Source organism: Streptomyces sp. NPDC058964 (assembly GCF_042741275.1).
Taxonomy (GTDB): domain Bacteria; phylum Actinomycetota; class Actinomycetes; order Streptomycetales; family Streptomycetaceae; genus Streptomyces.
In genome coordinates, this window is record NZ_JBHYKH010000088.1 from 12,636 (window position 1) to 23,398 (window position 10,763).

Below are 10,763 nucleotides of genomic sequence, written 5' to 3' on the forward strand. Positions count from 1 at the left end.
TCAGCGGGATGGACCGGGTGTTGGGCTGGGGTGCGGGGGGAGTGACCGACTAGGGCGCGACCGCATCGGCCGGCCGCGGGGGCCGTGTCGCCGCCGCGGTGCGTGAGGTGAGAGTCAGCCGGACGTGCCGGCCGTCGTTCCACCCGGTCCGCTGGTCGGTCAGTCTCCAGGTTCCCGTGCCCGACAGGCGCCATCCGTCGTCGAAGTCCCATTCCTGGCCGTCCAGGAGACGGATGTCGGCCTTCCCGTCCGGCCGGAGGACGACGTTCGTCCGGTCGTAGCCGAGCCATGACCCGGACACCTCCGCCGGCTTCACGTCATGCAGCGCCGGCACGTCGTCGTACATGTGCGGAGTGCATCCCGTGAGTGCCAGCAGCCACACGGCGAACACGGCGTGCCGTCGCCTTGCGACGCCGGATGACTGGGGCACCACGGCCCTCCCCCTTCCCCGGGCCCCGGGAGCCGCGTCGAAGCCGACCGTGATTCGACCGCCCGCCGGTCACGGTTCCGTCGTGCCGACATCCTGGCACCATTTCTGAACGCGTTCAACTCCTCCGTGGTCGGTTCAGCCGCCGCCGGACTCCGAGCCGTAGAGCGCGGCGATGTCCTTGGACGTGGCCCATCGGCTGTAGGTGGGCGACTGGGGCCAGCCCTCCGGAGAGTCCTGCCATTCCTCCTGCCGCCCGTACGGCAGGACGTCGATCAGCGCGAAGGAGTGACTGAGCTGCTCGGTCCCCCGGCCGTTGGTGTGCCAGGTGCGATAGACGGTGTCGCCGTCGCGCAGGAACACGTTGACCGCGAATCCTCCGTCGGGCGGCGCGCCCACGTCGGCCCCGAACGGGCTGTTGGCGGTCGAGTACCAGGCCATCATGTTGCCGACCCGCCGCTTGTAGGCGAGGGCCTCCTCGATGGGACCCTGGGTGACGACGACGAACCGCGCGTCGTAGTTGTCGAGGAACTCCAGGCGGGTGTACTGCGAGGTGAACCCCGTGCAGCCCGGGCACTGCCATTCCTTGCCCGCGAACCACATGTGGCTGTAGACGATCAGCTGGCTCCTGCCCTCGAAGACGTCAGCCAGCCGAACGGGTCCGTCCTCGCCCTCCAGGGTGTACTCGGGCATCTCCACCATCGGCAGGCGACGGCGCTCGGCGGCGATGGCGTCGAGCTCCCGCGTCGCGGCCTTTTCCCGGGCACGCAGTGCCTCGAGCCGGTGCTCCCAGGTCGCGGTGTCCACGACGGGTGGTAGTGCGTGAGTGGTCATGGTTCCCTCACAGGGTTCGTGCGTGCGGCTTTCGCTTGTACGGAGGTGGACTCCACCGGGCTCCGGAACTCATCGGTCGCCGGCCGACGAGGCAAGCGGAAGACCCCCGCCGGAGTGCGCACGGCGGTGCGCTGTTCTAGCGTCGGACGCAGGAGGGCTGTCCCGCCGAGCCGGCGGGTGCGGGGGCCCCGGTCCACGGTTGCGCGGCGGCCGTGTCCGCCGCCCGGCACGTCGGATCCGCGAATCCCCGGCCAACCCCGGAGAGCAGGTGTCTCTCATGTGCGTGTCGGTTCGTGTCACCGATGTCCTCACCGGTCTGAACCTCGCGCTCGGCGGTGTGTCCTGCACCGCCCCCGCCGCCCGTGCGGACATCCCGGCCGTCACGAACACGGTCCGGCAGTCGGGCGCCGAATTCCCGGACGCGGTCGGTGCCGCCTGCACCCAAGGTGTGCACGGTGGCCCGAAGGGCCGTGTGAGCGCCCCGACCGGGGCCGGTGTGGCGGGTGGCACCGCTGGCGGTGCCTGCCTCCCGGCGGCCGACCCGCCCTGACGGCTGCTTCGTCCGCCGCGCACTTCAGACCTCTGCCCAGGGAGGACGATCATGGACATCAACGGTTCCGCGGCCTTGGTCACGGGGGCCAACCGGGGCATCGGGCTGGCCTTCGCCCAGGCACTGCTCGCGCACGGCGCCGCCAAGGTGTACGCCGGCGTCCGGGACCCGGAGACCGTCCGGGACCCCGCGCTCACCCCGCTGCGGCTGGACGTCACCGACGAGGAACAGGTGGCCGAGGCGGCCCGTACCGCCGCCGATGTCGGCATCGTCGTCAACAACGCCGGGGTCGCCGGCGGACCGTCCCTCCTCGAGGGGTCGTTCGACGGTGCCAGGCGCGAGATGGAGGTCAACTACTTCGGCACCTGGGCCGTCTCGCGCGCGTTCGCCCCCGTGCTGGCCGCCAACGGCGGGGGAGCGCTGGTCAACATGCTGTCCGTGGCGTCGTGGGTGGCCAACAGGCGGCTGCCGAGCTACGCGGCCTCCAAGTCCGCGCAGTGGTCGTTGACGAACGCCTTCCGGCTGGCGCTGCGGGAGCAGGGCACGCTGGTGGTCGGCGTGCATGCCGGCTATGTGGACACCGACCTGGCGGCGGACATCGACGCCCCGAAGATCCTCGCGGCCGATGTGGCCGAGATGACCATGACCGCGCTGCTCGACGACCAACCCGAGGTGCTGGCCGACGAGGGCACCCGCCGCGTACGCGCCGCGCTCTCGGGGGACTTGGAGGCGCTGTACGCCAACCGGTGAGCCGCGCGCCGGGCGGGATACGGGCGGGGCAGAGCACCTTGGAGCGGCCCCACGCGAACTGTATTGGGCACGGGCGGATTGCCGGCCGGTGGGCCCTGTGCCGGACCGTACGCCCAGGGCCCTGCCGAGCCGGCCGCGGCGCGCGCCGCGGCGGCGGCGCTACTTGCTCATGGCGAAGCGCATCAGGGCATGCTCGTCACCCTGCTTGATCTTCCCGGTCACGTTGATCACCTCGAGCTTCCAACTGCCGCCGACCCGCATGGCCTTCGCCACGGCGCAGCCGTTGTCCTGGCTGAGCAGGCTCGGCCAGATGTCGGCGACCTGCTGAGAGCTGCCACCGGTGGCGTCGTACACCTTGAAGCTGATGTTGCGCGCCTTCTGGAAGGAACTGCCCTTCTTGAAAGCGGCGGCGACGAACACGATCGACGTGATGTGGTTCGGTATCCGCGCGAACTCGACCGTGACCGTCTCGTCGTCGCCGTCCCCGCGCCCGGTCTGGTTGTCACCGCTGTGCACCAGGGAGCCGTTGCCCATGGGGTCCAGGGAGTCGAGCCCCGCCAGGCGCACCGGGTCCGCGCCCTGCATGGCGATGGCGATCAGGTCCAGGTCGGTACCGGTCTTGCGGCGGAGCGCGCCCATCACCCCGCCGCTGCTGCCGGCCGTGGGATCCCAGGACACCCCGATGGACAGGTGGGTCACTCCGTCCAGATCCGCCGGGCCGTCTTCCTTCGTGAGCGTAATCATGCGTGATTCATCCTCTTGATGCCGGGACTGCGACAGGCAAAGTGTGCCTGGAAGCCCCCCTGCCGCGAGACGCCGATTCCCGGTTACAGCAGTATCGTTACGGCTGATCGCGGGGCGAGCCGGGGCGGTCGTCCACCGGGGCCTCGACGACGCCGGGCGGGGCCGTCCGGCGAGCGGGGTGAGCGGACCGGTAATTTCAAGCTCTTTTGATTCATGTACATCTCCCGTAAATGTGGTCATCGACAGGCCGGGCAACTCCTCCGGGTGAGTTGATTCCCCGAATGCCCGATACCTTTCCTCCGAATGTGCTCGTTAGGGGACAGTGACAGGGAGAGAAGGGTGCGGAGCCATGGGGCAGCCGTCGTATGTCATGGGCCACACGCTGACGGGCGGTGGCGCTGACCTCGGTCATTGCTCGGACCTACTGGATGATTTTCTGGACAAGATCAGAAACTTGGAAAGTGAATATATGAGGGTGATGCGGGAGCGGTATTGCGGACCCAATGCCGTCCCGGCACCGCCCGGCCCCCGCGCTCTGGGCTGACCAGCGGGAACGAGAGCGCGAAGGGGTTTCAGAATGGACAGGAATTATGATGAGGACAATTTCTATGATCTTCAGTTCGCCCTGAGGGCCGACCACGACACGCTGCGCCAGCCGTCCTACGACGCGGCCTCCTTCCCGACACAGCAGTCGTGGAACGGTACGGCCCGGCCGGGCACCACACCGAAGGGCTGGGATCTGGACGAAGAGCTGGCCCAGATGCTCTCCACCGCAACTCGCGCGGATCCCGCACACGTTCGGATCAGCCGGCAGCACCGCAGGGCCAACCGGCGACGGCTGCGTGCGGACTCCCATTTCCTGGACGGCGGCCAGCGGATCACCCACGTCACGATCCTGATCGCGGCGATCCTGGTGTGCGCGGCGTGCATGCTGGGCTGGTCGATCGCCTACTCCTACGGCCAGTTGCACGGAATCGCCGCGTCCGTCCTGCCCGCGAGGCTGGCGCGCTGGTGGCCGCTCATGGTGTACGGGCCGTGGTTCGTGGCGGGTCTGTCCATCCTGCGGGCGACCGTTCAGCGGCGGCACACACGGCGGTCCTGGGGTGTGCTGCTGACCGCCTCGGCCATGGCCGTGGCGCTGTCCGTCAGCCAGTCCCCGCATTCCCTGCTGTCGGTCGTGATGGTCGGACTCCCGCCGATCACCGCCCTGGTGTGCTTCTGGGAGCTCGTCGGCCAGGTCTCGTCCCGGTGCCGGCCGCGGCACGGCGCGCACGCGCAGCGGAGTGCCAAGCCGTGAGGGCCGTCCCCGGCCGCTGACCACGACAGACGCGCGAACCACTCAGTCCTCGCCCGCCCGGGCGAGGACTGAGTCGTGGGCGGGAACCGCGCGTTCAGCCTGCTGCCGTGCTCACGGTCAGGGCCTCGCGGAGCCAGAGGTCCGCCGCGCCGAGGGTGAGACCGGGCGTCAACTCGCCTGCCAGCGCCCAGTAACGGGCCATCACCGGGTGGTCCGCCGCGGCCAGCCGGACCGTGAGGGCGTGACGGAAGGCCGGGCCGTCCCGGGTGCCCGAGGCGCGGGCATGGGCGGCCGCATAGCAGTCCAGCGCCTCGCCCGGACCGGGCGCACGATCGGCCCGCAGGGCGGCTTCCACCAATTGGTAGGCCTCGTACAGACCGTCGTAGAGCAGATCCGGGTGTACGGCGGTGGCGGGCCGGTGGGACGTGAGGCAGTGGTCGGTGGCGTCCGTCGCCAGCGCGTGCAGCCGGGCGAAGGCGAGGACCTGGTCCGGGGTCGGGTCGGCGGGCGGCTGCGGTACGGCCGCCTCGGTGACCGCCGAGCGCAGACGGGCGGACAGACGCACCGGCAACAGGCGGCGCCAGTAGTGCGCGAGCGCGGACGTGCTGGGCGGGACACTGACCGCGCCTATCAGCTCCAGGCGGTCCGCCAGCAGGTCCGGGGTGCCCTCGTGCAGGGCCCGCAGCGCGGCCTCGCGCCAGCGCAGGGCGGCGAGTTCGGTGCCGAGGTCGTCCAGCCGACGCGCCACCACGGCCTCCAGCGAGTCCCCGGAGTCCAGCACGCGCCCGATCTCCGGGACGGGAACGCCGAGCGAGCGCAGCGACCGGATCGTGCGCAGCCGGGACAGCGCCTCTGGCCCGTAACGGCGGTGACCGCCGCTGCTGCGGGTGGCCTCGGGCAGCAGCCCCTGGTCCGAGTAGAAACGGACCGTCTTGACCGTGGTCCCCGCCCGCGCGGCGAGTTCGCCGATACCCAGGGTGTTGTCAGCGGACAAGAGTTGAACCTCCCTCAGGGGGAGTTCCCAGATTACCCGCGACGACCCCGCCCCTGGAGGTGCCGATGTCCGTCTTCATCTCGCTCTCCGGCCCGTTCACCAACGCCCGGATCTGGAGCGAAGCGGCCGGTCCGCTGCGGGATTCGGGTCCCGAGGCGCACCCCGTCACGCTGAGCCGCGAGCCCGGGGCCGATCTGGCGACCCACGTCGAGGACGTGGTCCGGCTGATCGACTCCCTCACCGTGCCCCGGCTGGTGCGTGTCGGCCACGACTACGCCGCCCACCCGGTGCCGGGCGCGGCGGACCGCCGCCCCGAGCGGATCGCCCGCATCGCCCACCTGGACGCCGGGCTGCCGCAGGACGGCGACTCGGCGCCGGCCCCGGTGCCCGACCCGGCCGTCCACGAACCTCGGCGACTGAGCGTCGGACCTAGAGGTGCTGGACCGAGGCCAGGCGGGCGTCCAGCCAGTCGAACACGCGCTGCTCGAACGCGGCGCGGCCCATCGGCTCGCAGTGCAGGTGCGCACCCTCCTCCTCGGTGAAGCGGACCAGGTGCTTCGGGCCGGGGAGCGCGTCGTACAGGCGCTGCGACGCCCCCGGCCAGAAGTGCTCGCCGTCCGGGTCGGTGATCAGCAGCGGAGTGGTGATCCGCTCGACGAACGGTGTGACGTCGTACGCGGAGACCTCGGTGAGCAGGTCGAAGGGGGAGTCGATGCCGTACGGCTTGGCCCGCCAGCGCCACGTGGCGGCCAGCGCCGGGTCCCCGTCCAGGGCCTCCGTCATGACGCGGTCGAAGGCCGTACGATCGCCGGACTCCCACAGGGCGCGCAGCTCCGGGCCGAGGTTGTGCCACCAGCTGTCCGCGACCGCGACGACGCCGGGGTCGGCGACCGCGGCGGCGATCCGGTGCTCGAACGCGAGCGCGCGGGGGACCCAGTAGCCGGCCTGGCTGATCCCGGCCAGGACGATCCGCCGGGGGTCGACGTCGCCGCGGGCGAGGAGGAAGTCGACGATCGGGGTGATGACGTGCTCCCAGTCGGGCCGGAACGTCACCCCGCGTTCGAACAGCATCGACTGCTGGCCCGGCCCGTCGAACAGCAGCACCCGGTACTCGCGGGCCACCGCCGGCGCCCCGAGCAGCGTCCAGGCGGCGCTGATCGGGCCGTCGCTGCCGTTGTTGACGATCAGCGTGGGCAGCGGCCCGAGATCGCCGGGCGGGCCGACGAGATACCCGGGAAGCGACCCGCCCTCGTACGGGATCGAGACCCGCTCCGCGGGCGGGTCCCAGGCCTGCAGGAACCGGTCGAAGCAGTCGCGGTGCTCCGCGAACACCTCGCGCAGCGGCGCCTCGGGGTCCGGGAGCGCGTCGACGGCGACGAGCGCGGTGCCGTAGTACCCGGCCGCCCGCAGATAGGCGTCCCGGGCGCTCACCGCGCGCTCCTCGGCCGCACACCTCCCGGCCTGCTCACGGACCCTGCGGGCCAGTCCGGTCCAGGCCGCGAACCAGGTCTCCCCGTCGCCGTCCGCCACGGCCGAGGTGGTGGCCAGCACCTCTCCGACATCGGCGCCCTGCCGCCACGCCGAGCCGAGCGCGAGCAGGATCTCGTAGTTGAACTGCTCGTTCTTGCTGAACCGGTAGGTCATGGCCGCTCCCGCTGCACCGTACGGTCGCCCCCTGGAAGGCACCGTATGAGTCCGCTCTGCGGGACGCACCCGGGACGGCATGCGGGCCGCTCGCGCCCACGGCACGCTGGAAGGGAGGGGGCGGTCTCGACCAGCGAGGGAGGACCCCCCATGGGGCAGCAGCCGACGCGGGCGGCGACCAATGTCCCGGCCAAGGAACCCGCCAACAGCAGGGGCGTGTTCCTGTCCTTCGCCCCGTGGATCATCTTCGGAGTGGTCGCGAGCCCCAGCACCTGGGAATACGCGGCGCTGGCCGCGCTGATCGCCGCGATAGTCCTGTCGGGCCAGGACATACTCCGGGGCAGGATCTACCTCCTCGACATGGTCGGCATCGTGTTCTTCGCCGTGGTCTCGGTCCTCGCGCTGGCGCTGAACCGCTCGGAGCTCATCTGGCTGGAGACCTACGCCCAGGTCATCTCCAACGCCGTGGTGGCCGCCGTCGCGCTGGGATCCCTCTTCGCCGATCCCTTCACGGCGCAGTACGCCCGGCAGCAGACCCCCCGCGAATACTGGGACTCGCCCGTCTTCAAGCACATCAACCAGGTCCTGACCGCGGCATGGGGCGTGGTCTTCGCCCTCATGGCCGTCTCGACCTGGCTGGCCATCCGCATCCCCTCCATGGACGACTGGTTCAACTGGGTCATCCCCGTGGCACTCCTGGTCGCGGTGATCAAGTTCACGAACCGCTATCCGGACGCCTACAAGGAACGGTCGACGGCGGCCCAGCCCGGGTAGACCGCCCGGCCCGGAACCGAGCCGTGCCGCTCCTAGGACACGCCACCCCCATGCTCCGCGAGGTCCTGCCGTACGCCCGCGGCCTCGACCGCGTGCTCGCGACCTGCGATCCCACCAAACCGGCTCGCGCAAGGTGATCGAGGCCGGCGGCGCGGGATCCGAGGACGAGCGGGACGGGAAGCCGTGTCACTGGATCCGGACGTGGGCCTGAGGCGTCTCCGTGTGCATGGAGTTCGAAAAAACGCCCGAGAACACGCCGGAACGGCGGCGCGCGGAACCCGAGGGGTGCCTGATCGTCGCGCTGCGCATCCCCCTGCGGATCGTCGTGTTCGTACTGGTCGTTCCCGTGCGGATGGCGTGGGACGCGCTCGTCGTCGCCGGACGGTTCCTCACCGACACCGTGCTGCGGCCACTCGGCCGGGCGCTGCTGTGGGTCGGACGGGCGGTCTTCGTATGGCCGCTGGTGGTGCTGTGGCGGTACGTCGTCGTGCCGGCCGCGAAGGCCCTCGCATGGCTCGGGCACGTGCTCGTGGCCGTGCCGCTCGGCTGGCTCCACCGCCGCGTGCTGACCCCCGTCGGGCACGCCCTCGCCTGGGTCGCGCGCCGGATCGGGGCCGGCCTGGAGTGGCTGTACGCGCGCGTGCTCACGCCGGTCGGACACGGCGTCGCACGGCTGCTCAAGGGCGTCGGCCTCCTGCTCGCCGCAGCAGGGGTGGGTGTCTGCACCGCCGTTGCCTGGCTGGTCCGGCACCTGCTCGTCATCCCGGCCCGGTGGCTGTACGAGCGGATCCTCGCACCTGTCGGACGAGCGCTGGCGTGGCTCGTGGGCGCCGTCGTCACCGGCGTCGGCGCCGTCCTGTACTGGACGACACGCATCCTCCTCGTCCTGCCCGCCCTCGCCCTGTGGCGCTGGGTGCTCGTGCCCGTCGGCCGGGTCCTCGCCGTCGTGGCGCGGGAGATCGGGGAGGCGCTCGGGCATGCCTGGCGGGTCGCCGGGCGGGTCTCGCTCGCCGTCGGGCGGTTCCTCGGGACCCTCTTCCGGTGGATCTTCGTGGAGCCGGTGAAGTGGGCGTACCGGACCGTCCTCACACCGGTCGGGCACGTCGTCCGGGACGTCGTGCTGCGGCCCGCCGCCGAGGCCGCGCGCGCCGTGGGACGGGCCACCCGGCAGGCCCTTGCCGCCGCGCGCGAGACCGTACGGCAGGCACGTGCCGACGTCCGGCGGATGCTGTTCGGGGAACCCCGGCGGCCGGAGGCGGTGGCCCGGCGGGAACCCACGGGCCCTCGGACACGTAGTCTTGATAGCAGTACGACCGCTCTCACGAAGGACTGAACGACACTGGGCAAGCGACAGCCCGAAGGCCCGCCGCCCGCACCCGCGGTGCAGCGCATCCGACTGCGCTACACCAAGCGCGGCCGCCTCCGGTTCACCAGCCACCGTGACTTCCAGCGCGCCTTCGAGCGCGCGTTGCGCCGCGCCGAGGTGCCGATGGCGTACTCGGCGGGGTTCACGCCGCATCCGAAGGTGTCGTACGCCAATGCCGCACCCACCGGCACGGGCAGTGAGGCGGAGTACCTGGAGATCGCGCTCACCGCGGCCCGCGACCCGGAGAGGCTGCGCGCCCTCCTCGACGAGTCGATGCCCACCGGGCTGGACATCGTCGACGCGGTCGAGGCGCGGACGTCGGGACTCGCCGACCGGCTGACGGCTTCCGTGTGGGAGCTGCGGCTGGACGGCGTCGACCGGGCCGACGCCGAGCGCGCGGTCGAGGCCTTCACCGAGGCCGAGACCGTCGAAGTACAGCGCATGACCAAGAACGGCGTCCGTACCTTCGACGCCCGTTCCGCCGTCGTGAGTCTGGAGAGCCTGCGGACCGCGGAAACGCACAGTTCGCAGGCTGATAGGCCGACCGGCCAGCCCTGTGCGATACTGCGGCTGGTTGTTCGGCACGTGACGCCTGCCGTACGACCCGACGACGTCCTGTCCGGTCTCCGCGCCGTGGCCGACCTGGCGCCGCCGGTCCCCGCAGCGGTGACCAGGCTGGCGCAGGGGCTGCTCGATGAAGAGACCGGCACGGTGACCGACCCGCTCGCGCCCGACCGCGAGGCAGCAGCGCCCGAGCCCCACCCGGCCGCCGCGACTGCCGCCGCGACGGCGCCGATGCCGGAAGGTTCCGCGTAGGGGCGGGCGTCGTAGCGCCGCCCTCGTACTCGGGAGCCATCTGGGTCGGGCAGCGCACCGACCAGAAGACTTTCGCCAGGCCGTACGCGACATGGCGTACGGAACCGGCGAGACAGGACACGGAGAGCTCCCGTGCGGCGCCCGCGCCCCGGACGGCGGCCATCGCGCACCGCGCGGGCCGCGGACGTCACCGGCGTTCGATCGATCCGATCGACGCCGGACCAGGCGCGGCGCCCGGGAGCCTGACGGGAGAAACGCCCGCATGCTCGAACCGACCGAACCCACCGAGGGTTCCGAACTGAACACCCCCAGCGACACCCTGCCGCCGCGGAGGCGGCGCCGTGCCGCGTCCCGCCCGGCGGGCCCGCCCGCCGAGGGCGATGCCCCGACCGAGGTCACCGTGCCGGCCATACCGGCCGAGGAGACGACCGAGGCCGAGACCGTGGGGGAGCCTGCCACCGCTGAAGAGGCCGCGCCCGCGGCTCGTCCGCGTCGCCGCGCCACGCGTCGTGCGTCCGCGCCCGCCGGTGCGCCCGCGTCCGCGGAGGTTGCCGAGGCGGTTGTTCC

Annotated in this window: 11 protein-coding genes and 1 pseudogene; 7 read left to right on the forward strand and 5 right to left on the reverse strand. The window is 71.7% G+C overall.

All coding sequences use genetic code 11. The features are described from left to right. Nucleotides 1-49: 49 nt before the first annotated feature. The gene (locus tag ACFW2E_RS14165; RefSeq protein WP_384466075.1) at nt 50-430 is read right to left on the reverse strand and encodes a hypothetical protein; all 381 of its coding nucleotides are present in this window, start codon (nt 428-430) and stop codon (nt 50-52) included. A 135-nt stretch (nt 431-565) separates the two neighbouring features. Continuing rightward, nucleotides 566-1,261, reverse strand: a complete 696-nt coding sequence (locus tag ACFW2E_RS14170; protein ID WP_384466076.1) for a DUF899 domain-containing protein — start codon at nt 1,259-1,261, stop codon at nt 566-568. A gap of 277 nt (nt 1,262-1,538) precedes the next feature. On the opposite strand from ACFW2E_RS14170, the gene ACFW2E_RS14175 reads away from it, so the two are divergent. Then, complete coding sequence (locus tag ACFW2E_RS14175; protein WP_384466078.1) at nt 1,539-1,811, forward strand: hypothetical protein; 273 nt, start codon at nt 1,539-1,541, stop codon at nt 1,809-1,811. Nucleotides 1,812-1,862: 51 nt separating this feature from the next. After that, on the forward strand, nt 1,863-2,561 hold the full coding sequence (locus ACFW2E_RS14180; protein ID WP_384466080.1) for an SDR family oxidoreductase: 699 nt from the start codon (nt 1,863-1,865) through the stop codon (nt 2,559-2,561). 159 nt (nt 2,562-2,720) lie between these two features. Here the strand turns inward: ACFW2E_RS14180 and ACFW2E_RS14185 are convergent, their stop codons facing one another. After that, nucleotides 2,721-3,305, reverse strand: coding sequence for a TerD family protein (locus tag ACFW2E_RS14185; protein ID WP_384466082.1), 585 nt, complete (start codon nt 3,303-3,305; stop codon nt 2,721-2,723). Between the two features lie 577 nt (nt 3,306-3,882). Between ACFW2E_RS14185 and ACFW2E_RS14190 the strand changes: the two genes are divergently transcribed. Beyond that, the gene (locus ACFW2E_RS14190) at nt 3,883-4,602 is read left to right on the forward strand and encodes a DUF2637 domain-containing protein (RefSeq protein WP_384466084.1); all 720 of its coding nucleotides are present in this window, start codon (nt 3,883-3,885) and stop codon (nt 4,600-4,602) included. A 94-nt stretch (nt 4,603-4,696) separates the two neighbouring features. Here the strand turns inward: ACFW2E_RS14190 and ACFW2E_RS14195 are convergent, their stop codons facing one another. Further along, on the reverse strand, nt 4,697-5,596 hold the full coding sequence (locus ACFW2E_RS14195) for a MerR family transcriptional regulator (protein ID WP_384466086.1): 900 nt from the start codon (nt 5,594-5,596) through the stop codon (nt 4,697-4,699). A 429-nt stretch (nt 5,597-6,025) separates the two neighbouring features. Further along, a complete protein-coding gene (locus ACFW2E_RS14200; protein ID WP_384466088.1) occupies nt 6,026-7,240 on the reverse strand; it encodes an alpha/beta hydrolase family protein in 1,215 nt (404 codons plus the stop codon). Nucleotides 7,241-7,390: 150 nt separating this feature from the next. Here ACFW2E_RS14200 and ACFW2E_RS14205 point away from each other — a divergent pair, with 150 nt between their 5' ends. The 4 genes and pseudogenes from ACFW2E_RS14205 to ACFW2E_RS14220 all read left to right on the forward strand — a co-directional run. Further along, complete coding sequence (locus ACFW2E_RS14205; RefSeq protein WP_384466090.1) at nt 7,391-8,014, forward strand: hypothetical protein; 624 nt, start codon at nt 7,391-7,393, stop codon at nt 8,012-8,014. Between the two features lie 226 nt (nt 8,015-8,240). Next, on the forward strand, nt 8,241-9,347 hold the full coding sequence (locus ACFW2E_RS14210; RefSeq protein WP_384466092.1) for a hypothetical protein: 1,107 nt from the start codon (nt 8,241-8,243) through the stop codon (nt 9,345-9,347). 48 nt (nt 9,348-9,395) lie between these two features. Further along, nucleotides 9,396-10,196 (forward strand): TIGR03936 family radical SAM-associated protein, encoded by an 801-nt coding sequence (locus tag ACFW2E_RS14215; protein ID WP_384466094.1) that lies wholly within the window; start codon nt 9,396-9,398, stop codon nt 10,194-10,196. Nucleotides 10,197-10,458: 262 nt separating this feature from the next. Further along, a pseudogene (locus ACFW2E_RS14220) lies at nt 10,459-10,763 on the forward strand (hypothetical protein); the annotation flags it as partial.

Excerpts from the sequence above, each read along its gene's own strand:
- ACFW2E_RS14170 (WP_384466076.1), bottom strand. The coding sequence starts at position 1,261 with ATGACCACTCACGCACTACCACCCGTCGTGGACACCGCGACCTGGGAG.
- ACFW2E_RS14175 (WP_384466078.1), top strand. The coding sequence starts at position 1,539 with ATGTGCGTGTCGGTTCGTGTCACCGATGTCCTCACCGGTCTGAACCTC.
- ACFW2E_RS14180 (WP_384466080.1), top strand. The coding sequence starts at position 1,863 with ATGGACATCAACGGTTCCGCGGCCTTGGTCACGGGGGCCAACCGGGGC.
- ACFW2E_RS14185 (WP_384466082.1), bottom strand. The coding sequence starts at position 3,305 with ATGATTACGCTCACGAAGGAAGACGGCCCGGCGGATCTGGACGGAGTG.
- ACFW2E_RS14190 (WP_384466084.1), top strand. The coding sequence starts at position 3,883 with ATGGACAGGAATTATGATGAGGACAATTTCTATGATCTTCAGTTCGCC.
- ACFW2E_RS14200 (WP_384466088.1), bottom strand. The coding sequence starts at position 7,240 with ATGACCTACCGGTTCAGCAAGAACGAGCAGTTCAACTACGAGATCCTG.
- ACFW2E_RS14205 (WP_384466090.1), top strand. The coding sequence starts at position 7,391 with ATGGGGCAGCAGCCGACGCGGGCGGCGACCAATGTCCCGGCCAAGGAA.
- ACFW2E_RS14210 (WP_384466092.1), top strand. The coding sequence starts at position 8,241 with ATGGAGTTCGAAAAAACGCCCGAGAACACGCCGGAACGGCGGCGCGCG.